Below are 21,511 nucleotides of genomic sequence, written 5' to 3'. Positions count from 1 at the left end.
AAGGCCCCCGGCCGGCGGAGATTCCGCCGCCCGGGGGCCTCTTCATCACCGGCCGCCAACGCACCCACACATGAGTGACCGTCAGTACGGATGGTGGTTCGGCTTGTCCTGCCACGCCTGGTAGGCCTGGGCGCCCAGCTCGGGGTACATCTGCTTGATGCTGATGCTCCGCTGGTCCGGAGGCCGCTGGAAGTCCTCGTACTGGAAGTCGTCGCTGAACCCGATCTCCTCGGTGGCCTTCCAGTCACAGCTGTAGTAGACGGCGCCGATTCGCGCCCAGTAGATGGCGCTCATGCACATGGGGCAGGGCGCGCCGCTGGTGTAGATCGAGCATCCCTGGAGCATGCGGGCACGCTCCGGCAGGATGTCCGGGGACCCCTCGGGACGGGGCACCAACTCCAGTGTGTACTCGTTCTGGTGGTCTTCCGAGACAGTGGGAGCATCCGGGTTGAGGTACTGGATGGCCTTGCGTATGGCCTCCACCTCGCCGTGCGCCGTGGGGTCCGCCGTGAGCAGCACGCGGTTCTGGCCTCGAGCGATCACCTCGCCGTCATGGGTGATCACCGCGCCGAAGGGGCCTCCCCAGCCGTTCTCGACGGATTCGGTGGCCAACTGCGCCGCTTCGGCCAGGTGTTCCCTGTGTCCCATCTCGGCGCCTCCGATCCCACGTTACTTTTGCGACATATGGGGCTTCTCTCTACTCTAGGAGGCGTGAGTCCTCGTGCAACTCCTGGCTCCCACGGCGACAGCGCGACCGTCGTGGTCTCACAGAAGGTCCGTCCGGGATGTGAAGACGACTACCTGCGCTGGCAGGATCGGACCAACGAGGTCGTAGGCGAATTCGACGGGTTCGAGGGAACGGAGCAGTACCCTCCGCCCTCCGTCGAAGGAAACGAGTGGGTCGTTGTCTTCCGCTTCTCCCATCTGGATCAGCTGACCGCGTGGATGAGCTCCGATACCCGCCGTGAACTCCTCGAACAGGGACGCGACCTGTTCGAAGAGGCCCCCACGCAGGAAGTTCTCGCGGGTGGCACGCCGGTCCACGACGCCGTCACCGCGGTGATCTCGCACGACGTGCGACCTGACCAGGAACGGGCATTCGTGAGCTGGCAGGAGAAGATCCTGTCGGCTCAACGGAGGTTCCCGGGCTTCATGGGCTCGGAGTTGTTCCGGCCCGTGAAGGGGATCCAGGACAAGTGGGTCACGGCCTTCCGCTTCGACACCCGTCAACATCTGGACAACTGGCTCGAATCCACCACCCGCCGAAAGCTCCTCGACGAAGGGCGCGGCACCTTCGTGTCCTACGACGTGCGCAAGGTCGGATCCGCGTTCGGCAGTTGGTTCCGCTTCGAGCAGGGTGCGGAAGAGGGCGGTCCGCCCAACTGGAAGCAGGCCATGTCCGTGGTGCTGGCCCTCTATCCCACCGTCGAGGTCCTCAACCTCGTGGTGGGTCCCCGACTTGCCGCTCTCGGCCTGCCCGGATATCTCGCCTTGTTCATCTCGAACGTGTTGAGCGTGTCCATCCTGACGTGGCTGCTGATGCCGTTGGTGAACAGAGCCCTCGCCTTCTGGCTGATGCCGCGTCAGGCGGGGTCCCTCCGCATTGACGTGGCAGGTGCCGCGGTGGTGGCGATCTGCTGGCTCGCGTTCGTCGTGATCTTCGGCCTGACCACCGGCTGACGGCCGGCTCCGGGAGCTGCTCACGACGAGGGGTGCTCACGACGAGGAGGTCGTCATGAGCGAACAGAACCGGCGCTCACGGATCGAGGGCGCGGTCCTCCGCAGGGGCGACGCGGATTACGAGACCGCCCGTGCGCGGGCTCTGTGGAACGAACTCAAGCCGGACCGGTACCCCGATCTGATCGTCCGCGCCGCCTGCGAGCGGGACGTTCAGGAAGTCCTGAAGCTGGCCGTCTCCAGTGGACTGCGACTCGCCGTACGCGCGGGCGGACACAGCTGGTGCGGTTCACCGCTGCGGGACGGAGGCGTACTCCTCGACCTCTCAGGCCTCAATCAGTGGGAGATCGATGCCGACTCGGCGACGGCGACCGTGCAGCCAGGTGTCATCGGCAGCAGATTCGCGAAGGAGCTCGCCCGGCGCGATCTCGCCTTCCCCGCAGGGCACTGCCCCTCCGTCGCCCTGGGCGGTTACCTCCTCAGCGGCGGCCTGGGCTGGAACTCCGGTCTGTGGGGGGTGGGCTGCGCGAGCGTACTGGAGATCACCGCTGTGACAGCCGACGGTGAAGTGCTCAGGTGCACCGAAGAAGAGCATCCCGGTCTGTTCTGGGCGGCACGGGGAGCCGGACCCGGCTTCTTCGCCGTCGTCACCGGCTTCCGTCTCCGTCTGCGGCCGCGACCGACCGCACTCGCCGCAACCTCCTATGTCTTTCCCCTCACGGCAGTAGGCCCCGTGGCCGACTGGGCCACCGGGGCGGCGCGTGAACTGCCCGCGAACGTGGAACAGTCCTTCCTGCTGGCCGCCGAGAACGCATCAGGCGTGCCGGATGGGCCGTGGCCCGAGGTGGTCGTCGTCACCGCCACCGCGTTCGCGAACTCGCACACTGAAGCCGTTGACGCCCTGCGTCCGCTGCGCAGTTGCCCTCTCTCCGAACGACCGCTGTCCCGGCGGCTCGATGAGCCGACGTCTCTTTCCGTGCTCTATGACGCCAACCTGGACCTGTGGCCCGAGAAGCACCGCTACGCGGCCGACACCCTGTGGTCGCACGAGGGCTACGCATCGCTCCTGGCGACACTGTGTGACGCGGTCGCCAGGGCCCCCTCCGGGAAGTCCTTCGTGCTGGCGCCCGTCTCACCGGTCTCGCGGGAGGACGAGTTGCTGCGGAACATGGCGTTCTCCGTGCTCGGAGAGAGCTACGTCGTGCCCTACGCCGTCTGGACCGATCCCGCACACGACGACGTCAACGTGCACTGGCTGCGCGACGCCATGCGCGCGATGGAGCCGTTCGGGACCGGTCACTACATCGCCGAAGCGGACCTGACCGCCGACCCGTCCCGGGCCCGGCAATCGTTCACGACCGCCGATTGGCAGCGCCTGCGGTCTTTGCGGGCGGAGTACGACCCGCAGGGTCTCTTCTTCTCCTACCTGTCCGCCTGAGGGGACCTGGCGCCCGGAGCAGGCCGCGACGGCCGCCCCACGACGACGGTGCCCGAGCCCTCAGCTTGGGAAGCGACGGCGCTTGTGTGCCCACATGGCTATTGACCTGCGCAGATCCGCTGTGCTTCCCTCCCGTGAGGGGCTGGGGCACCGCTGTTGACTGTGGCTGTCCGCGCTGAGGGGGAGACCAAGGGCACGGGTGGCGTGCAGGGGCGGGCTGAGGGGGGATGAAGTGTCTCGGGGCTTTGGGAGACGCATCGGGACTGCGGGCGAAGTGACCACTCCGCCCATGCGCGTACCTCGACCGGACCTGCCCCGACGACGGGAGAGACTCTGGGCCGTGGCGGGTGTCGCGGCCCTCGGATTCCTCATCGTGCTGGAGTTCGCCGCGCGTCGCTACGGCCTACCAGGGCCGATCACCACCCAAGTGCGAGAGGTGGTGGCCGCCCCCAAGTCGGGCGGCCTGCTGTACGCCGCCATGGCGTTGATGATGGTGGTGCTCACCTGGCGGCAACGGTTCATCGCGGCGGGTGCGGCGATCGGTATCGATATCGCCTTCTCGCTGGTCCGGTGGGCGTTGGACATCGAGACGACCGGCGGACACCCCTTCGGCAACGGTGCGTTGTGGGTGATTCTGGGCTACGCGGTCGTCGCTGTCACTCGCCGCACCGGCCGGGAGCGTGTTCTGCTGCTGAAGGGCGTCGGGCTGGGCCTGCTGCTGGTGGCCGGCCGCAAGACCGGCGACACATGGCTGCTCATCACCTCGAAGACCCGCCCGGCGGTGCTCGACCAGTACGTGGCAACAGCCGATCACGCGCTGGGCGATCCGTCGTGGCTGGTGGGCCGGGCCGTCACGGCCACCGGCCCCATCGGCTTCAATTTCCTCGACATCGTCTACGGTCAGCTCGCGGTGGCCGCAGTCGCCGTCGCCCTGTATCAACTGCGCGGCGTGGCGGTCGAGCGCCGCTTCCCGACCCATCACCTGGTGCGCACCTTTCTGGTGATCGGCCTTCTCGGACCGGCCTTCTACATGATCTTCCCGGTGGTCGGACCGATCTTCGCCTACGGCACCGGCACCGAGCACTGGGCGACGGTCAGCCTGTGGTCGCCGGAGATCCCGTCCAACGAGCACTGGGCGGTGGCCGACCTGTGGCCACAAACGCCGCCGCCGGTCAATGCCCCGCACCCCATGCCGTTCGACGAGATCACCCCGCGGAACTGCATGCCCAGCCTGCACACGGCGTGGGCGGCCGCGATCTTCATCCATTCCCGCAACGGCCCACGCGTTCTGCGGTACGCGGGCACGTTCTGGCTGATTGCCACACTCGCCGCAACGCTGGGATTCGGCTACCACTACGGCGTCGATCTCATTGCCGGCGTGGTGTTCGTGCTCACGATCGAGGCAGCTCTGCGGGCGCTCGACCGCGGCTGGGACCGGTCGGGGATCCGGCTGGTCGCTTACGGGACAACGGTCTTCGCTGCGCTGTTGGTGTCCTACCGCTTCCTGCCGTTGAAGATGGCCGAGCACCCGTGGGTGTCCGGACCACTGCTCATGCTGGCGATGACCTCCGTGGTCTACGGCTACGTACGGACCACCGCGGCGTGGCAACCGAGGACCACACCAGCGCGACATCCGCTACCGCAGCCGGAACCGATCTGAAGCGTGTCGCACGCCACCATCCGGCCCGATACCGGGCCCGGCCGCTGCCCGCGCCAAGCCGTTCAAGCACGGGTCACGAGCTGCGGGTCCGTTCAGCTGAAGGGAACGGCGTCGGCCGGGGCGGTGTGCCAGTTGGTGACGATCGGGTCTTCGACAGTGATGGTGCCGACCGACAGGGAGACCGGGTTGGGGTCGTCGTCACCGACGCCGACGATGATGAAGTCCAGTTCCTTGCCACCGTTTCCGTTGGTGGTCTTCGGGTTCACCCCGGCGTAGGCGGTGGTGCTCCCGCTCAGCTTGATCTGCTTGCCGGTGGCCTGCTCAGCGGGACCCGCCTGCGTGCCGTCGGACCCGAACGCGACGGTCGGAAGCGCGGCGGGCAGGTAACAGGTGATCCCCGGCTTCGCCTTGGCCATGACCAGGATGTATCCGCCGGCCTGGGTCTCGGACCTGGTGCTCCAGGAGATGTCGTTGGCGCCGCAGCTCTGCCCGACCGGCTCCCGCTTGCCGTTGCCGGTGTCGGCACCGGAGCCGGCCGCGTCCTCGGTTCCCTTGCCCGTCGCGTCGGAGTTCTTGTCGGTGCTCCGACCGCTGCCCGCGGCCGACGAGCCGGACGGGGTGGCCGCATCGCCGACGGGAGTGGCGGACGAAGAACTCTGCGCGGCGCCGGTGTCCGTGGCCGCGTCCCCGTCCTGGCATGCGGTCATCAGCATGGCACCGCCCATGACGGCTGCGGAGACGAGGAAGGCCTTGCGACGGTTGCTGGACATGAAATCCCCCTGGGTAATCAACAGTTGAGGCCGACGCTGTCTCGGCTCTCGGTGGTCGTCTGATCACTATGAGGGGGCTGCGAGCCGAAGGGATCCCGGCGCCTTCGTTCCAGGACAACGCTGTCACAGACTGGTGACATGATCACGAGGAGTCGTGGAAGCCCATACCGGTTCGACGACGGTGACCTGCGACTTCACGGGCATACGGGGCCGGCCGCACGCCGCTCGCCACACCGCTGCGACCGTCGTCCTGATCGGCCGGCGGAGGATACGAAATCCGGACTCGTGAGGAGTCGCCGGCGACCCGCTTTCAGCGCGCGCCTGACGCCGGCTCCGATTCGGTCGCTGCCTGCCGGGTGGCCTCGGGCGACGCGGCCACAAGGACCGCAGAGCCGCCTACGGACACGCTCACATCAGGAGCGATGCGGCTTGGTAGAACTGGGCGGTGCCTGCTCCGGAGCGGGCACCGCCGACTGTTCTGTCCGGCGTACCGCCTCCTCCCTCCGCCCCGGCCTTCACCTGGAGCCCGCTGTGCCTCTGCCGACAGGTACCACCCGCCCGACATCCCTGCTCCTGTCGACCGCGCTGACGGCCGTAACGCTCACCGGCTGCACGTTGCTGGAACTCGCCCGGGACTGCGAGGGGACCGAGGACCGGCTGAAGGAGATGGCGGCGCTCGGCATCCTCGACTCCCGGCCCGCCGGGGCCACCGTCCCCCGGGGCTTCGAGGAGGTCGACGCCGGCTGCTGGGCGGACAGCGGCGATGTCTCGGTGTATGCCAACCGGACATACGCCTTCCCCGGCGCCCAGGCCGAAGTGGCCGCGTACTACCGGACGGCGGCGGTACGGGACGGATGGAATCCGGACTCCGAGGCCCTGCCCGACGACCTGTGCTTCGCCAGAGAGAACATGGTCCTGCGGATCGTCTTCCTCACCGCCGAGCGCCTCGCGGAGGACGGTCACGGAAGCCACCCCGACCTCGCCACCGGGGCCGGCTACTCGATCAACATCGAATCGTTCGTGAACAGCGGCGTCGAGGCGGGCTGCTAGCACCTCCGCCTGCCACCGCCTGTGGACGCGCGCCACCGCTGATGTCAGCCGTCGAGCATGTCGGCAGGTCAACACGACTCTTGGCATGAGGCCGGCTGCGGACGCCGCCCCCTCCGGAACAACGAGGAGACCACCCATCCGGCCGGGGTGGTCTCTTCGTTCCAGGGCCTGTCCGACGGGTCGCGTCACCACCCCGCACCCGCCAGCACTGTCACCCGAACGGCGCAACATGACGTGCCACCCACAGGGGTGAGGATCAAGCTGACTAGTGCCCCAACCGAGGTAATCCGTGAAAGGGGAACCAAATGCGCATTCGACGAATCCTCGCCGCCGTCAGCGCCACGGCAGCCCTCGCCGGACTCGGCCTCACAGGCGCCGCCACCGCCACCGCCGCCACCGCACAGGGTGCCCCGTCCTACGTCACTCCTTCTCAGTGCGAGGAGGGCGGCGGAACGCCCCGGATCGACTTGCCGGGCAACCCCTGCAAGGGCGGTAAGTACGACGGGCAGTCGGTCGACTAAACCCCCACAAGGCGCCCCGCTAAACCTCACAAGGCGCCCCGCAGCCACGCGCCGCGGGGCGCTCCCGCGCGAGCGTGGCCGGGAGAGTCGCAGCGACTGTGCCGACCCGTCGGGCACGCCAGGTCCGAGTCGGCCCGGAAGCACGCGGCGGGCGGGAGCTCCCGAACGCCGTCGCGCCGAGCGCAGCGAGCTGCCACGTCCGCAGTCGGGGCAGCCAAGGGGGCGGGCCGGATGGCAGTCTCCGGACCTGCCAGGTCCCGGGACGCCGAATGGCACCATACCCACCCCCTCACACCCTTCTGATCCGTAGCCCTGCAGAGATCGGTCAACGGGAGCTGCAGAAGGCCCCCGGCGGTCCCACAGAGTGGCTGTCGGTCATGGTCGGTTGCTGTACTTCGCCGGCCGCGGCTACTTGTTCACCCAGTCGCTGGGGATCACGGGTTGGTCCGTGAGAACGCGAAGGTTCTTTCCGTCGGCGTCGACGACGTAGGTGCTGTTGGTGTAGTCAAATCCGTCCACGGCGTTGAAGGCGATCCGGGTACCGTCGGGCGAGAAGACGGGGCTCCGGATGCTGGTCAGCGGGATCGGCCAGTCGCTCTGCAGATCGGTGACGGCGCCGGTCACCACATCGATGGCACTCAGACCCATTGCGGTGTCGACGACGATGCGCTGCCCGTCGGGGGACCAAACGGGTGTGCCCTGCGCGTAGCGAAGGGTGCTGATCTGGCGCATCTGCCGGGTAGCGATGTCCATGACCCAGACGTCGCGGTCGTAAGTACGACCGTCGGCCGTCTCGTCCACGGTGGTCTTCACGAAGGCGATGCTCTTGCCGTCGGGCGAGATGGCGGCAACGCCGACACCCGTGGTGAGCACCTCCTGTCCGGTGCCGTCGCTTTTGACCCACTCCAGGCCGCGCGGGCTGTAGTAGAGGATCCGCTTGCCGTCCGGAGACCAGCGGGGGTGTGCGACGTATGGCGCGTTCCCGGTCTCGGGCTCGACACCTCGGACCAGAACGTGCTGGTTACTGCCGTCGGCCTTGGCCACCACGAGGTTTTGGGCATACATGCAGCCCTCGAACTGGGGAATGCAGGTGTCGTCGTGCTGGATGTACGCCACGGTCGACCGGTTCGGAGAGAGGACGCCGTCTTCGGCGTTCTGCGCGAAGGTCCTGGTGACGTCGCCGCTCACGGGGTCGAGCGAGACCATGGCGGGCCAGCCGGAGGAATAGTAGTAAGTGGCGGTGATCTGGCTGGCCGCTGGCCCCTGCTTCGCCGTGGCGGTCCCAGCCATCGGCAGACTGGTAGCGACGACGATCCCTACGGCCAGCACGGTGCGTCTGAAAAGCACTTGAGCCCTCCTGGAAACAGGGAACCGGCGGCTCCGGCCCCGGTACAAGAGCGCAATCGGATCAAGAAGCGTCACAGAGCGGGTCGGGCGTCGTCGGTTTTTGGACCAGGCGCATTCTGAACTACCCAGACATCAGGCCCCGGTTTCCATCTCTGGAAACGGGGGGGGGTGACGTGGTACCTCACGGCCCCAGCACGGCGACAAGCCCCCTACCCGCGGAAAACCCGCAGGCAGGGGGCTTGATCAATGCGATTTACTTCTTCTTGCCCTGGGTCTGGCGGGCCCGTTTTTCGCCCCTGGTCAGAGGGGTGCACTGCCTACCTGACCTGCGGTCAGGCGGTCGTTAGTGGTCGTTGCCTGTCGTCGTTGGTCGTCTTCGGAGGGCCCAGCGAGGGCCCAGCTGTGCCGCCCGGACCCTCACTCAGAAGAGGAGCACCCCCGCACTCGGCAGTGTCAGCCCTGTTGGTGCGGCACCTCCATAAGCCTGCCCGCGTGGTCGCACCGCTCGTCATAGGGGCCAACGGGCAACAGATCATGCGGCAACGCCACCTCACCCGCCGGCCGTTGGGCTAGCCAGCCCGAGAGCCTGTGAGACGGCGCCTCAGTGCGCACGTGCCTGAATCCCAGCCGCTCATAGTAAGTGTGCAGTCCTGCGTTCGTGCGCCACGTGTCGATGCGCACCCAGCTTCGGCCCTCAAGCGCGGCAAGGCGGGACATCCAGTCGATGACCCGCGTGCCGAGGTGTCGGCCGGACGCTTCGCGCGCGACCATCAGCTTGTACAGGTACAGCGCTGACTCAGGGCGATCGGTGTCCGTCCAGAAGTCCCGGTCAACAGGTCCACGACTCACGGTCGCAAGCACCGTGTCCTGCTCGTTCACGACGACCCATGCACGCCCCTCATCTATGCTGACTCGCCATTTGCCGATGGCCCGTTCACCCGTCTCCGGGTCGCTCCACTGGTCCGTTCCCTTGGTGCGTAGCCACCCTTCCGCTTCAGTGCGGAGTGCCAAGAGGGCGGGTACGTCCTCCGCCCTCGCGGGGCGGAGGTACTCAGTCCGTGCTGACTTCATAGAGGATCTTGTGCCTGTCTCCGGGGAGGATTGTGACCATGCAGCGGAGGGGGCGACCGTCCGCGTCATAGCCCGTTCTGGTGTGCTCGGCAATGGGCGTTGCCGCAGGTAGGGCGAGCAGTTCAGCCTCCGCACGCGTCGGCATGCGTACGGAGATCTCATCCACGTACTTGGCTTGGACCAGTCCCACGGAGGCCAGGATGCCGCCGGGCGCGGAGACGTCTCGCGGCTCCATCAGGGGGGTGCCGTTCACCAGCTCCTGGGGGAAGTACGAGTCAGCCAGTGCGTAGGGCCGGTTGTCTATGAACCGGACGCGCTTCCGTGCCACGGCCAAGCCGTTTTCGGGGAGTTCGAGGCGCTCGCGTACGTGGGACGGAGGCTCCACGATCGACACAGTGATGTCTTGCCGGGGCGCGTTGCCGTTCTCCGAAATCACGCTTGCCCACTGGTCACCGGCGGTTCGGCCCTCAACGGCGGTTTCGTGACGACTCCGGCTCTCCAGCGTCGTCCAGTTCCACACGACGGGCGGGTAATCCTCGCGGACGTACTTCCCTTGGCCCTGGCCTGTGACGACGAGACCTTCATCAATCAGCAAGCGCACGCCGGCGCGGATGGTCTCGCGGCTGTAGCCGTACTGGCTCATCATCTTCGACTCGCTGGGGAGTGCCTCACCCCCCGCCAACACCCCAGACAGGATCTGTTCGCGCAGGTCATAGGCGATTTCCTGAGCCTTCGTCATACCGCGTCGCACTGACGACACTTCCCCTCTACTCCAACTCCTCCGTACAAGTTAGACCAGGGGGCTTGACTCGCCAAGCGCGACTCATGCAATCTTTTGCCATGGCACTCCTCCAGACAAGTCAGACGGGGTGTCACGTACGACTCTGCTGTACATGCACGTCCGGAGGAAAGCCTCAGCTCAGGCGGGGGTGAGTACGAAGGCAGCGTTCGTCCTTTGACAACTGAATGGGGATCACGCCGCCTCTCCTCGGCCAAGTAGGCGGCCACGCGGAATCCCGCGTGAGGTACAGCGCAATCCGACCTTCCCGCAGCTCAGCGAGCGCGGGCCGGTTGCCTCCGCTGCACGTCTCGTACGTGCAGCGCTGAGGGGAGCTGGATGTTCCGACTTCAACGGCGCGCGGCCCCGGGTGGCTAGACCCGGGACCGCTGTCGGGCCGTTCCTGGTGAGAGGAACCAAGACCCATGAGGCACATCGGTGCTGTTCAGGTGGTTGTTACCGCCGACGAGTTCGACCGTGAGCCGACGCTCGCGGAGCTGGACGCGATCGAGCAGGAGTCCCCGCTGATCCTGGCGGAGGTCGCCCTGCTGGACGCGCAGATCAAGGCCCTGGACCACCCCGCGAACGACGTCGACACGCGCCGCATCCGCCGGGCCCGCAACCGGGTCCTCGCCGCCCGGCGGGACCTGACCAACCGCACGGCCGGCGCGACGATGCCGGGTGGTGCGGCATGAGCACCCCGACGCAGGAACTCACGACCGTACAGAAGGGCGTACTGACGGCCGCGTTCGCGCCGATGCTCGCCACGGGCGTGGTCGGCGGTATCGGCACCTACAGCAACATCGGGCACGCCTACGGCTCCGGGACCGCGCTCGGTGCCCTCGGTGCCGGCGAGGGCGCGACGGCCGTGCTCGCCCTGGTCCTGCTGGGGCTGACCATGCTGGGCCAGTCCTCGCCCCGCGTCGTCCGGCTGGGGCTGTGGCTGCTGCCAGCCGCCGCGTCCGTCATGGCCGCCATGGCCGCCCCCGACCCGGGCCGCACCGTCGTCTACGCACTCACCCCGCTGGGCATGTCCGTCTCGGCGGAAGGCATGGCATTCCTCGCCCGCCGGATCGTCGTCCACACCGACGGCCGCGACGCCGAGAACGAGCGGCGCACCGCCGACATCGTCCAGGCCCTCGCCTACCACCGCGCCCGCGCCGCCCACCACCCGAGCGATCGGGTCAAGAAGTGGTCAGAGCGCAAGTCGTGGCGCCTCGCCCGCAAGGTCGGGGTCGGGGACGTCGCCCTCGGATCGAGGCTGCTGGACGTCCAGCGCACCCGTATCACCGACGGCGCGGACGCGGCCCTCGCCTCGATGTTCGGCACGGCGACCCTCGATCCCTCCTCAGTCGCAAATATGGATGAATCGACTGGAAGTAGTCGAGAACGGTCTACCTCTGACCTGGCCGTATCGACCCCGGCCACGGTCGTCCTGACCCGGCTCGCGGTCCCCGACCCGGCGCCGGTGGACCTCGGCAAGTCGGGCGCCGGCATGAAGCCGATGCCCCCCGTCGCCCCGGCGGTGAAACCGGTCCCAATCGCCCCGCCGCCCGCTCGTTCGGTGCCAGCCGCATCGACCGGGCCGCGTCGGGCGACGGGCCGTGTCCCGGTCGCCGCCAAGTCGACCCGCACCCGCCGCACCGCCGACCAGCTCATGGCGGAGGCGCGCAAGGCAACGGCCGGATGGACGGACGCTGAGGTGACCGGGGAGGGCATCCGCCGGGCCCTGCGCACCTCGCCCGCGAACGCCCGCAAGCTGCGTGACGCCCTCCTCGCCGAGCGCGCCACCACGGCGGTGACGCCGTGAACACCCTCGCCGCGCTCTTACCGGCCGTGCCGCCCGTCATCGCGTGGGCGGTACACGCCCGGTGGCTGCACAGCCGGCTGACCATCGCCCGCCGTGACCCGCTCACCGGGCTGTGGACGCGGGACGCGTTCACCCGGCGGACCCGCCGACTGCTGCGCGACCCCCGCGCCGTGGTCCTGCTGGCGGACGTCGACCACTTCAAGCAGATCAACGACACCCACGGGCACGCGGCCGGTGACGCCCTGCTCGCCACGGTCGCCGCCCGCCTCGCCCACGGCACCACCCCCGGCGGGGTCGCGGGGCGGCTGGGTGGGGACGAGTTCGCCGCCGTCGTTGTCGACCGCGACGGCACGATGCCCGACCGGCTTCACACCCTCGCCCGCGTCCTCGCCCGGCCGGTCGACGCTGCCCCCGAGGTGCACACCACGGTGTCGTTGGGGTGGGTACGGGCCGCCGACCACCCCGGCGAGGACCTGTCCACCCTGCTGCGCCGCGCTGATGAGGCCATGTACGCGGCGAAACGCTCGGGCCAATCCGGTCCCCGCCGGGCCCGTCTCGGGAGGCTGCTCGGCTCGGTGGCCGGCCGCCGTCCCGGACGGCGCGGCGCGGCATGACCACGCTGCCCGTCTTCCGGTGGCACCTCGCCCCGGACGGCTACGCCACCCGCCGCCAACTGCGGGCCCGGAACCTGCGGCCCGGTGGTCAGGATGTGGCCGCTCAGCTCGAACGGCCGCGCCGCCGCCGGGCCCCGCTGGTCGCCTACCTCTACCGGGTCGACCTGGCCAAGCCGGTCCGGCCCATGACCCCCGCGAAGTGGGCGGCCCTGGCCAAGGCCAACACCGCCCGCCGCACCTGTCCCGCTTGCCGCCGCGACGCCGGATACGTCATCCCGCCGTCCCTCGGCGCGTGCGTGCCCTGCGCCTACCCCGAGGAACCGCGCCACCCCTGAACGTCTGCCGCCGGGCCCGACCGCCCGCCTCCACAGCAACCGGTCGGGCCCTCAACTCCCCTTGAAGGAGCGACGTACATCGTGACCGAGAACACCGCGTTCCCGCCCCCGAACACCCCGGACAACACCCCGCAGGAGCGGACGGCCGCCGTGCTGCCGTTCCCGCTGGAAAAGACCACCCCCGCCACCGACCCGACGCCCACCGTCCCCGCCCCGGCCGCGCCGGTGGAGGTCAAGGCCGGTGCGTGGGAGGCCGAACTTCCCGACACCGACGACCCGGACGCCGAGGGACTTGCCGAGGGCGCCCCGGTCGACCCGCCCCGGGAGGTCTACCCGCCGTCGGTGACGGAGTGGATGCAGGAGCGGGACAAGAACCGTCTGCCGGTGCTGCCGGACTGGGTGAAACTCCCCGACCAGCGCAAGGCCGTGCGCAAGTGGGCCGTCCGCCACTACTCCACCGTGGCTGGCTACCACGCCGTGCGCCTGCCCTGCGTCTACACGCCCAAGCTGCTCGCCTACTCGCCGCGCGGTGCATGGCGCTGGTCGACCGCCGTCGGCCGGTGGGTGTTCGACGCCGAGGGCAAGGCGCTGCGGCTCGCGGCCGTGGCCGCCGAGGACGCCGGCGAGTACCTGAAGCTGTCCCGTCAGCGCAACGACCGCGTCCGCCTGCGGGGCATCGTCGCCGCGATGGGCGGGTTCGTCGGCCTGGTCGCCGTGCTCGTCGTGTACTTCATGGCCCCGTCGTGGCTGGTCCTGCTGTCCGTCGCCGCCCTGACCACCGCCCTCGGTCTGTCCGGGGCACCGGCGGACCGGCCGCTCATCGACCGCGCGAAGGTGACGTTCCGCAAGCGCAAGCTGTCCTCGGACATCGTCGTCCGCGCCCACGAGGCGTCCGGCCTGACGACCAAGGGACAGTCGATCGCCTTCCCGCGCCCGATCGGGCGGGACGGCGACGGGTGGCGGGTGGTCGTCGACCTGCCGTACGGCAAGACGTTCGAGGACGCCGTCAAGGCGCACTCCCGCCTCGCCTCCGGCATGGACATCGCCCCTACCCAACTGTTCCTGGACAAGGACGAGACCAGCGGCCGGCGGGTGTCCTACTGGATCGCCGACCGTGACCCGCTCGCCGTCCCGGCCGGCCGCACCCCGCTGCTCGGTGCGACGCGGGTGGACTTCTGGAAGCCGTTCCCCTGGGGTGTCGACGAGCGCGGCAACCCGGTCATGGCGTCGATGCTGTGGCTGTCGCTGCTGGTCGGCGCAGTCCCGAGGCAGGGCAAGACGTTCTCCGCCCGCACGATCGCCCTCGCCGCCGCCCTGGACCCGCACGTGCGGCTGATCGTGTTCGACGGCAAGGCGTCGCCGGACTGGCGCGCGTTCACCAAGGTCGCGCACCGCATCGGGTTCGGCATCGTGCCCCGCAACGGCGTCGACCCCGTCGAGCACCTCATCAACGCCCTGATGGAACTCAAGGCGGACGTCGAGGACCGCTACCACCGGCTGTCCGAACTCCCCCTGCACATCTGCCCCGAGGGCAAGCTCACCCCCGAGATCAGCCGGGACAAGAAGCTGAACATGCCCCTGACCCTGGTCGTCGTGGACGAGGTGCAGGAGTACTTGCAGCACCCCGTGCACGGCAAGACGGTGCTTGAGCTGCTGGTCTACCTCGCCCGCGTCGCCCCCGCGGTCGGTGTCTCGGTCATGAACTCCACGCAGAAGCCGGACGACACCGCATGCCCGTCGGTGCTGCGTGACCAGCATCAGGCCCGGTTCTCCCTGCGGGTCGGTTCCTGGCAGGTCTCCGACGTCGTCCTCGGCGCCGGCTCCTACTCCGAGGGTCTGGACGCGTCCAAGCTGCTCAAGTCCCACAAGGGCGTCGGGCTGTGCAAGGGCATGTCGGACGACTCGGGGATCGTGCGCACCTACCTCGCCGACGGCCGCGACGCGGACACCGTCCTCACCCGGGCCCGCACCCTGCGGGAGGAGGAGGGAACCCTGACCGGTGACGCGGTGGGCGAGACGACCAGCACGCGCGGCGCGGACGCGATCCTCGGTGACGTCGCCGCTGTCCTCGGCCGGCGCGAGGACAAGGTGTGGTCCGAGACCATCGTGGACCGTCTCGCCGAACTCAACCCGGACGCGTACGGCGAGTGGGCCGCGCTGGAGGGCCGCGCCAAGGCTGACCAGCTCGCCGCCGCGCTCAAGCCCTACGGCATCAAGACGGACCAGGTGTGGGGCAAGACGGAGTCCGGCAAGGGCGCCAACCGGCGCGGCATCGAGCGTCAGCACATCATCGACGCCGTCACGGAGCGCAACAAGAAGCAGGGTGCGAAGTAGCCGCGAAACGTTGCTAAGTCTAGCAACCCACGTCGCTAGACCTAGCAACCTCGCTAGCGACCAAAACGGCCCCTGATCAGCCCGCTAGCACCTAGCGGGTGACCTGCGGAAACCCTCGAAACCCCTCTGGGAGCCCCCTCGTGACCCTCTCGCTCCTCGCTAGCGTCTGCCTGCTCGCCGTCACGTTCTGTTATGGCGTGCGGTGCTGGCTCCAGCCGTTCGGACCCTGCCGCAAGTGCGACGGCATGGGCCACGCCCTCACCTACGACCGCAAGGGCAAGCCCAAGCGCGGCAAGGACTGCCGCCGCTGCCACGGCCACGGCATCCGCATACGCGTCGGCCGCCACATCTGGAACGTCTGGACCCGCACCCGCCGCGCTGGCACCCGCTGACCCCAGGAAAGGACCCACCCGCCATGACTGACCAGTACCCCGCCATACGGGCCGTGGAAGTCCATCAGCCCGTGCCCCTCACCCCCGCCGTGCCGCACGCGGCCCCCCTCGTGCCGGTGCAGCCCGGCAACGTCCCGGCCGTGGCGAGCGTCGTCCTCCCGGACGACCGTGTTGTCACCGGCTACGCCGTCACCCCCATGCAGCCCGAACCTCTTGCGGCCAAGCCGGCCGTCTCCCGGACGGCGGTGAACGTCGCCCTCGGAGGCGTCGGGTTCCTCGCCGCATGCGGCGGACTGCTGATGCTCACCGCGTTCGTCACCGCCCTGGCCGCGCTGGTCACTCAGCTCATCACCCTCGCCGCCGTCGTCTTCGGCGGATGGATCGCCGTGCAGATCTTCAGCACGCACGGCACCAAGGCCGGAACCACGGTCAACATCCGCAAGGCCGTCATCAAGCGCAACCGCTTCTACCAGTAGCTACGCCAAGGGCGGCCCCACCTCACGCCAATGAACGCGGGGCCGCCCTTGCCAACCAGCCAGCAACTGACCTGTTGGAGGTCTCCCAGCATGACCCAACCCACCACCCTGGGGCGAGTGCTCGCCTTACTCTCCCGGATCGAGCCCCTTCGGGTGCTGGACGCCTACTGCTGCATCGGCGGCGGCACCGAGGGCTACCGGCGCGCGTTCAAGAACTGCCACGTCACCGGCGTCGACATTCAGGCACAACCGGACTATCGGGGCGACGCGTTCCACCAGGGCGACGCCGTGGAGTTCATCCGCGAGCACGGCCACGAGTTCGACTTCATCCACGCGTCCCCGCCGTGCCAGGGGGAGGGCGCCCCGACCAAGGGCACGAACGCCGCCCGCAACGCCAGGATCGGCCGGGCCTACCCCAGGCTCATCGTCCCCACCCGCGCCGCCCTGGAGGCCACTGGACGGCCGTACGTGATCGAGAACGTGGCCGGCTCCGAGGTCCGCAAGGACATCCGGCTGTGCGGAGAACAGTTCGGGCTAGGCGTGCTCATGCACCGCTACTTCGAGCTGGGCGGCTGGACGACCGTGCAGCCCGCGCACCCTCGGCACCGGGGCTACGTGCGCGGGTGGCGCCACGGCGAGTACCGGGACGGTCCTTACGTCGCCGCCTACGGCGCCGGTGGAGGAAAGGCCACCGTCGCCGAGATCCGCGAGGCCAAGGGCATCGACTGGTCCACCGACCACCTTCGGCTGCGCGAGGCACTCCCGCCCGCCTACACCGAGTGGATCGGCCGCGCGTTCCTCACCGCCCACGCCCCTGCACTGGGGGTGGCCGCGTGACTGCCCCGACCCTCCTGGACACCGCGCTCATGCTGGCCGCACACGGCATCCCGCCCCTGCCGCTGCGGGCGGGGAAGGTGCCGTTCGGCAACTGCCCGGACTGCACCGGCAACGCGTGCGGCGGACGGCCCAACATGAAGACCCCCGGCCCGTGCCGGTGCCCCGGCGTCTGCCACGCGTGGGCCGCCGCCACCACCGACCCGGACGTCCTCACCTCCCCACCGTGGGCGTCGGCGTGGCGTCGGGCCGCCGCCGTCGCCTACCACCCCGGCGGCGCCGGCGTGACCGTCGTCGACCTGGACGACGCGGCGGCCGTCGCATGGGCCCATACCAGCCTGCCCGCGACGCGGACCGTGCCGACGACGCGGGGGGAGCACTGGATCTACCGGGGCGCCATGCGGTCGGTGAACGCCGTCCGCCCCGGCGTCGACATCAAGTCCCTTATGGCGTACGCCCGTTGGCTGGGGAACGGCACGGGAGTCACGGCCCCTCTCCCGGACGCTGTGCGCGCGCTGGCAGTAAAGGAGCCGTCCACGGCTCGCAGGGCGCCACAGAGCCTCACAGCGCCTCTGAGTGGCCATGGGGGCGAGTGCAGACACCGCACGCCCACCTATCTGAACCGGGGGATCGCCATGGCCGAGCAGCGCATCACCGAAGCCTCCAGCGCGGTGCACGCCACGGTCTACCGGACGTTCCTCGCGGTGCTGTCCACGCACGGCCGGTGCGGCTGCCTCACCGACGCCCACATCGGACGGCTGTTCACCGCCGCGCAGGCCAAGGGCGAATCCCCTCGGCACTGCACCGACGCGTGGACCAACGCCCTGACCAAGTTGGGACTGTGACCATGGCCGACGACGAGCAGAATCCCGCCCGCAAGGTCATCACTGACTACGCGCAAGCGCACTTCCGCTACTTCCGCACCGCCGACGGCACCGTGTACGCGCAGCGCAACGGCCACCCCGTGGCCCGCCCGATCCGCTCCCAGGGCACGACCGGAAGTCACCGCCAGGAACTCATGGTCGGACTGTTCAGGGACGGACTGGGCGTGTTCAACGGAACCGCGCTGAAGGAGGCACTCGACCTGATCGAAGCACTCGCGCTCACCGAGGACGTGCAGCCCGTGCACATCCGCGTCGCCCCAGGGTTCGACGGAGCGACGTGGCTGGACCTGGGCCGCGCCGACGGGCAGTCCGTCCGCATCCACCCCACCGGCTGGGACATCACCGTCCCCGACCCGCGTGAGGTGTGCTGGCGCCGCACCCAACTCACCGGCGAACTCCCCCTGCCGGTCAAGAACACGGACGGCAAAGGCATCGATCTCCTGCTCAGGCTGTGCAACTTCGCCAACGCCGAGACCGAGTGCCTGGCCATCGCGTGGTTGGTCGGCTGTCTCGGTCCGTCCGTCCCCGTTCCCGCCCCGTTCCTCACCGGGCCGCAGGGCGCCGGCAAGTCCACCGGCGGCCGGATGCTCGTACGGATCATCGAGGGCATGACCGGTGACCTGCGCCGCGCGCCCAAGGATGAGGAGAACCTGCTCGCGGCCGTGGCGGCCGGATGGGTCACGGCCCTGGACAACCTCTCCCACATGAGTCCGGACCTGTCCGACGCGATGTGCTGCATCGTCACCGGCGCCGAGAACGTCAAGCGCGCCCTGTTCACCGACGGGGATGTCTTCCGCGTCGGCTACCGCCGCCCCCTGCTCCTGACCGGCATCGACGTGGGAGTCATCCGCCCCGACCTGGCCGAACGGCTGCTGCCGCTGCGGTTGGAGCGGCCCCGGGTGCGGCGCACCGAGGATGAGCTGTGGACGGAGTACGCGGAGGTTCTGCCCGTCGTCCTCGGCTCGCTCCTGGATCTCACGGTGAAGGTGCGCGCGGTGGAGGCGGAGACCCCGACCGATCTGCGGATGGCGGACTTCGCACACCTGTGCGCGCAGCTCGACGCGGCCACAGGACTCGGTGCGCTCGCCGCCTACCGGGCCAGTCTGGATGACCTCAACGACGACGTCATTGAGGGTGACCTGCTGGCGCAGACCGTGTTGCAGCACGCCGCCAGTCTCGACGCGGGGGCGGAACAGCGGATGACGTCCACGGAGTGGCTGCACTGCCTCAGCCGCGTCTACACCGGGGACGACTTCCGTCCCCTGCCCAAGGGCTGGCCGACCACGGGCAAGGTGCTCTCCGACCGTCTCAAGCGGCTTCAGCCGACCCTCGCCGCCCGGGGCGTCCTCATCGACTCGGGCCGCACCCGGGAGGGCCGCTTCATCGTGATGACCCGCGCAGCGGCCCCGCCCTCGCACGAGCAACAGGCGTTCTGACCGGCCGCCGCCGTACGAGCAAGAGGAGCACCACCGGCCGAGCGTGCTCCTCTTGCTGTTCGGCGGCGGCGCCGCCCTGCGATGGACGTGCCGCGAAGCGGCTCCTTCTTCACTCCCTGAGCCGCACCACACCACCACAGACACCCCCCTCCTTTTTTTCCTAAGTAGGGGAGCGCTGCGTCACAGCGTCACACGGCGTCCGGAAACGACGGGTGACCTGCGCAGACGGGCGTGACGCAGACGGCCCCGGCTGCGTCACGCCGCGTCACCTGCGTCACGCGTGACGGACCGCCTGCGTCGCGCGTGACGCACCCCCACCCCTCTGCGTCACATAAACCCGCAAGTCAGAAGCCTGAATGACGCAGGTGACGCGGTGACGCAGAAATCCGCACCTCGGACACACACGGAGTCCGAGAACCCCCGAAGCCAACGCGACTCAACCTCTGAGGACTCCATGAGCCGAACCCGTTCCGCTCAACCCGACCCCCGCGCCACCCTCCGCAGCGGCTTGCCTGACCGGTACCTCACTCCCGACGACATCGCCGAGATCTTCGGCGTCCCCCTCGAAACCGTCTACCAGTGGCGCAGGAAACACACCGGTCCTCCCGGCTTCCGCGTCGGCAAGCACGTCCGCTACGACCCCGCCGAAGTGGGGGCCTACGTCGCTCAGCTCAAGAACGTCGACCGCGTCGCGGCCTGACGCAACCTCGCAGATCGCCAGGGGTGGCCGTTGAACGGCCACCCCTGATCCATGCTGAGAAGGGACTCCGCCTCCGATGGCAGGCAGCATCCAAGACCGCTGGTACAAGACCGAGATCGACGCCAACGGCAAGACCATCCGCGTCAAGACCGAGCGCTACGGGACCGGCCTGCGCTACCGAGCCCGCTACTTCGCGCCCGACGGAAAGCGCAAGGGCAAGTCGTTCCCCGACGGACAGAAGCGGCTCGCCGAGCAGTGGCTGAGCAAGGTCACGGCGGACGTGGCCCGTGGCGACTACATCGACCCGAACGCGTCCCGGACGTCGTTTCAGGAGTTCGCGGAAGGCTGGCTCGCGAGCCAGAGCGGTGACCCGAACACCCGCGCGTCCATGCAGTCCCAACTCAGGCTGCATGCCTTCCCGCGCATCGGGTCGCGCGCCCTCGGGTCCTTCCAGCCCAGCCACATCCGCGAGTTCGTGACGCAGCTCGAAGCGTCCGGCATGTCCGGCGCGTATGCCCGTGTGATCTTCTCCAACGTCCGGGCCGTGCTCTCAGCGGCCTTAGAGGACGGCTACCTTCGCCGAAACCCGTGCAACTCGCGCACGGTGACGCTCCCCGAGATGGGCACGCGCCGTGTCGTCCCCTGGGAGCCGGGACGCGTCTTCGCCATGCGGGCCGCCATGGTCGAGCGCTTCCGGACCATGGTGGACATGGGCGCCGGCTGCGGCCTACGGCAAGGCGAGATTCTCGGGCTGTCCGTGGATGCGCTGGACTTCGACAGCGGCACCCTGCACGTGGTGCAGCAGCTCAAGCTCAGCCTGAGCAAGGCCGTGTTCGCGCCCCCAAAGGGCGGCAAGCTCCGTGACGTCCCTCTGCCCGACCCGGTGGCGGAAGCGCTGAAGGAGCACATCAAGCGCTTCCCGCCCGTGGAGATCACGTTGCCGTGGATGCGGGCGAACGGCCAGCCCGTGACCAAGCGCCTGATCTTCACCGGGCCCAACGGCGGCCACGTCTGGCGTACCTCGCTGAATGAGGACCACTGGAAGCCCGCTCTGGCGTCCGTGGGCGTCATACCGAAGGCCAAGAGCCGGGAGCACACCGCCGCGCGCGAGCACGGCATGCACGCCCTGCGGCACTTCTACGCGTCGGTGCTGCTGGACGCGGGCGAGAGCATCAAGGCCGTCAGCGAGTACCTCGGGCACTCCGACCCGGGACTCACGCTGAAGGTGTACGCGCACCTCATGCCGAGCAGCCGGGACCGGGCCCGGAGGGCACTCGGTCAGGCACTGCGCCCGCCGCAGGACCCGCCGCGCTGAGGTCCCACAGAGGGCCCAGACCGTGAAAATGCCCCCGCCCCGCGCCGTATGCGCAGGTCGGGGGCATGA

At 69.2% G+C, this 21,511-nt stretch carries 22 protein-coding genes; 17 read left to right on the top strand and 5 right to left on the bottom strand.

What is annotated here, in order from left to right:
• Positions 1 to 81: 81 nt before the first annotated feature.
• The gene (locus tag TNCT6_RS16595; protein WP_141360101.1) at positions 82 to 648 is read right to left on the bottom strand and encodes a nucleoside deaminase; all 567 of its coding nucleotides are present in this window, start codon (positions 646 to 648) and stop codon (positions 82 to 84) included.
• Positions 649 to 759: 111 nt separating this feature from the next.
• Between TNCT6_RS16595 and TNCT6_RS16590 the strand changes: the two genes are divergently transcribed.
• The 3 genes from TNCT6_RS16590 (at position 760) to TNCT6_RS16580 (ending at position 4,775) form a co-directional block, all read left to right on the top strand.
• A complete protein-coding gene (locus TNCT6_RS16590) occupies positions 760 to 1,680 on the top strand; it encodes an antibiotic biosynthesis monooxygenase (protein ID WP_141360100.1) in 921 nt (306 codons plus the stop codon).
• Between the two features lie 55 nt (positions 1,681 to 1,735).
• Positions 1,736 to 3,115 (top strand): FAD-binding oxidoreductase, encoded by a 1,380-nt coding sequence (locus tag TNCT6_RS16585; RefSeq protein WP_141360099.1) that lies wholly within the window; start codon positions 1,736 to 1,738, stop codon positions 3,113 to 3,115.
• Positions 3,116 to 3,455: 340 nt separating this feature from the next.
• Positions 3,456 to 4,775, top strand: a complete 1,320-nt coding sequence (locus TNCT6_RS16580) for a phosphatase PAP2 family protein (protein ID WP_253266129.1) — start codon at positions 3,456 to 3,458, stop codon at positions 4,773 to 4,775.
• 92 nt (positions 4,776 to 4,867) lie between these two features.
• Here TNCT6_RS16580 and TNCT6_RS16575 read toward each other — a convergent pair whose 3' ends face one another.
• Positions 4,868 to 5,545, bottom strand: coding sequence for a DUF4232 domain-containing protein (locus tag TNCT6_RS16575; protein WP_141360098.1), 678 nt, complete (start codon positions 5,543 to 5,545; stop codon positions 4,868 to 4,870).
• A gap of 531 nt (positions 5,546 to 6,076) precedes the next feature.
• Between TNCT6_RS16575 and TNCT6_RS16570 the strand changes: the two genes are divergently transcribed.
• On the top strand, positions 6,077 to 6,595 hold the full coding sequence (locus TNCT6_RS16570; RefSeq protein ID WP_141360097.1) for a hypothetical protein: 519 nt from the start codon (positions 6,077 to 6,079) through the stop codon (positions 6,593 to 6,595).
• A 305-nt stretch (positions 6,596 to 6,900) separates the two neighbouring features.
• The gene (locus TNCT6_RS16565; RefSeq protein ID WP_141360096.1) at positions 6,901 to 7,116 is read left to right on the top strand and encodes a hypothetical protein; all 216 of its coding nucleotides are present in this window, start codon (positions 6,901 to 6,903) and stop codon (positions 7,114 to 7,116) included.
• Positions 7,117 to 7,524: 408 nt separating this feature from the next.
• Here TNCT6_RS16565 and TNCT6_RS16560 read toward each other — a convergent pair whose 3' ends face one another.
• The 3 genes from TNCT6_RS16560 to TNCT6_RS16550 all read right to left on the bottom strand — a co-directional run bounded on the left by TNCT6_RS16560 (position 7,525) and on the right by TNCT6_RS16550 (position 10,273).
• Positions 7,525 to 8,463, bottom strand: a complete 939-nt coding sequence (locus TNCT6_RS16560; protein WP_141360095.1) for a PD40 domain-containing protein — start codon at positions 8,461 to 8,463, stop codon at positions 7,525 to 7,527.
• Between the two features lie 453 nt (positions 8,464 to 8,916).
• Positions 8,917 to 9,534 carry a GNAT family N-acetyltransferase gene (locus TNCT6_RS16555; protein WP_253266128.1) on the bottom strand — a complete coding sequence of 206 codons (618 nt, stop codon included), beginning with the start codon at positions 9,532 to 9,534 and terminating at the stop codon, positions 8,917 to 8,919.
• A complete protein-coding gene (locus TNCT6_RS16550) occupies positions 9,515 to 10,273 on the bottom strand; it encodes a GntR family transcriptional regulator (RefSeq protein WP_141360094.1) in 759 nt (252 codons plus the stop codon). Before TNCT6_RS16550 ends, TNCT6_RS16555 begins: the two co-directional genes overlap by 20 nt.
• Positions 10,274 to 10,737: 464 nt before the next feature.
• Here TNCT6_RS16550 and TNCT6_RS16545 point away from each other — a divergent pair, with 464 nt between their 5' ends.
• From TNCT6_RS16545 to TNCT6_RS16490, 12 genes are all read left to right on the top strand, one after another.
• A complete protein-coding gene (locus tag TNCT6_RS16545) occupies positions 10,738 to 11,007 on the top strand; it encodes a DUF6284 family protein (RefSeq protein WP_141360093.1) in 270 nt (89 codons plus the stop codon).
• The gene (locus tag TNCT6_RS16540; protein WP_141360092.1) at positions 11,004 to 12,122 is read left to right on the top strand and encodes a conjugal transfer protein; all 1,119 of its coding nucleotides are present in this window, start codon (positions 11,004 to 11,006) and stop codon (positions 12,120 to 12,122) included. The genes TNCT6_RS16545 and TNCT6_RS16540 overlap by 4 nt, the downstream gene beginning before the upstream one ends.
• Positions 12,119 to 12,736, top strand: coding sequence for a GGDEF domain-containing protein (locus TNCT6_RS16535; RefSeq protein WP_141360091.1), 618 nt, complete (start codon positions 12,119 to 12,121; stop codon positions 12,734 to 12,736). The genes TNCT6_RS16540 and TNCT6_RS16535 overlap by 4 nt, the downstream gene beginning before the upstream one ends.
• Entirely contained in the window at positions 12,733 to 13,071 is a 339-nt protein-coding gene (locus TNCT6_RS16530) for an RRQRL motif-containing zinc-binding protein (protein ID WP_141360090.1), read from the top strand. Before TNCT6_RS16535 ends, TNCT6_RS16530 begins: the two co-directional genes overlap by 4 nt.
• An 81-nt stretch (positions 13,072 to 13,152) precedes the next feature.
• On the top strand, positions 13,153 to 15,405 hold the full coding sequence (locus tag TNCT6_RS16525; RefSeq protein WP_141360089.1) for a cell division protein FtsK: 2,253 nt from the start codon (positions 13,153 to 13,155) through the stop codon (positions 15,403 to 15,405).
• Positions 15,406 to 15,545: 140 nt separating this feature from the next.
• Positions 15,546 to 15,797 carry a hypothetical protein gene (locus TNCT6_RS16520; protein ID WP_141360088.1) on the top strand — a complete coding sequence of 84 codons (252 nt, stop codon included), beginning with the start codon at positions 15,546 to 15,548 and terminating at the stop codon, positions 15,795 to 15,797.
• Positions 15,798 to 15,820: 23 nt separating this feature from the next.
• Positions 15,821 to 16,273 (top strand): hypothetical protein, encoded by a 453-nt coding sequence (locus TNCT6_RS16515; RefSeq protein WP_141360087.1) that lies wholly within the window; start codon positions 15,821 to 15,823, stop codon positions 16,271 to 16,273.
• Positions 16,274 to 16,363: 90 nt separating this feature from the next.
• Entirely contained in the window at positions 16,364 to 17,110 is a 747-nt protein-coding gene (locus tag TNCT6_RS16510; RefSeq protein WP_141360086.1) for a DNA methylase, read from the top strand.
• Positions 17,111 to 17,139: 29 nt separating this feature from the next.
• Positions 17,140 to 17,952: a DNA primase gene (locus TNCT6_RS16505; protein WP_141366497.1), complete on the top strand. Its 813-nt coding sequence runs from the start codon at positions 17,140 to 17,142 to the stop codon at positions 17,950 to 17,952.
• Between the two features lie 2 nt (positions 17,953 to 17,954).
• On the top strand, positions 17,955 to 19,427 hold the full coding sequence (locus TNCT6_RS16500; RefSeq protein WP_141360085.1) for an ATP-binding protein: 1,473 nt from the start codon (positions 17,955 to 17,957) through the stop codon (positions 19,425 to 19,427).
• Positions 19,428 to 19,881: 454 nt separating this feature from the next.
• The gene (locus TNCT6_RS16495) at positions 19,882 to 20,127 is read left to right on the top strand and encodes a helix-turn-helix domain-containing protein (protein WP_141360084.1); all 246 of its coding nucleotides are present in this window, start codon (positions 19,882 to 19,884) and stop codon (positions 20,125 to 20,127) included.
• 76 nt (positions 20,128 to 20,203) lie between these two features.
• Complete coding sequence (locus TNCT6_RS16490) at positions 20,204 to 21,442, top strand: tyrosine-type recombinase/integrase (RefSeq protein ID WP_141360083.1); 1,239 nt, start codon at positions 20,204 to 20,206, stop codon at positions 21,440 to 21,442.
• The last annotated feature ends 69 nt before the right edge of the window (positions 21,443 to 21,511 follow it).

The organism is Streptomyces sp. 6-11-2 (assembly GCF_006540305.1).
GTDB lineage: Bacteria > Actinomycetota > Actinomycetes > Streptomycetales > Streptomycetaceae > Streptomyces.
The sequence above is the reverse complement of the archived record's forward strand: the minus strand, read 5'-3'. Positions and strand labels throughout refer to the sequence as shown.

Excerpts from the sequence above, each read along its gene's own strand:
- TNCT6_RS16595 (WP_141360101.1), bottom strand. The coding sequence starts at position 648 with ATGGGACACAGGGAACACCTGGCCGAAGCGGCGCAGTTGGCCACCGAA.
- TNCT6_RS16585 (WP_141360099.1), top strand. The coding sequence starts at position 1,736 with ATGAGCGAACAGAACCGGCGCTCACGGATCGAGGGCGCGGTCCTCCGC.
- TNCT6_RS16575 (WP_141360098.1), bottom strand. The coding sequence starts at position 5,545 with ATGTCCAGCAACCGTCGCAAGGCCTTCCTCGTCTCCGCAGCCGTCATG.
- TNCT6_RS16565 (WP_141360096.1), top strand. The coding sequence starts at position 6,901 with ATGCGCATTCGACGAATCCTCGCCGCCGTCAGCGCCACGGCAGCCCTC.
- TNCT6_RS16555 (WP_253266128.1), bottom strand. The coding sequence starts at position 9,534 with ATGAAGTCAGCACGGACTGAGTACCTCCGCCCCGCGAGGGCGGAGGAC.
- TNCT6_RS16550 (WP_141360094.1), bottom strand. The coding sequence starts at position 10,273 with ATGACGAAGGCTCAGGAAATCGCCTATGACCTGCGCGAACAGATCCTG.
- TNCT6_RS16545 (WP_141360093.1), top strand. The coding sequence starts at position 10,738 with ATGAGGCACATCGGTGCTGTTCAGGTGGTTGTTACCGCCGACGAGTTC.
- TNCT6_RS16540 (WP_141360092.1), top strand. The coding sequence starts at position 11,004 with ATGAGCACCCCGACGCAGGAACTCACGACCGTACAGAAGGGCGTACTG.
- TNCT6_RS16530 (WP_141360090.1), top strand. The coding sequence starts at position 12,733 with ATGACCACGCTGCCCGTCTTCCGGTGGCACCTCGCCCCGGACGGCTAC.
- TNCT6_RS16515 (WP_141360087.1), top strand. The coding sequence starts at position 15,821 with ATGACTGACCAGTACCCCGCCATACGGGCCGTGGAAGTCCATCAGCCC.
- TNCT6_RS16510 (WP_141360086.1), top strand. The coding sequence starts at position 16,364 with ATGACCCAACCCACCACCCTGGGGCGAGTGCTCGCCTTACTCTCCCGG.
- TNCT6_RS16505 (WP_141366497.1), top strand. The coding sequence starts at position 17,140 with ATGCTGGCCGCACACGGCATCCCGCCCCTGCCGCTGCGGGCGGGGAAG.
- TNCT6_RS16500 (WP_141360085.1), top strand. The coding sequence starts at position 17,955 with ATGGCCGACGACGAGCAGAATCCCGCCCGCAAGGTCATCACTGACTAC.
- TNCT6_RS16495 (WP_141360084.1), top strand. The coding sequence starts at position 19,882 with ATGAGCCGAACCCGTTCCGCTCAACCCGACCCCCGCGCCACCCTCCGC.
- TNCT6_RS16490 (WP_141360083.1), top strand. The coding sequence starts at position 20,204 with ATGGCAGGCAGCATCCAAGACCGCTGGTACAAGACCGAGATCGACGCC.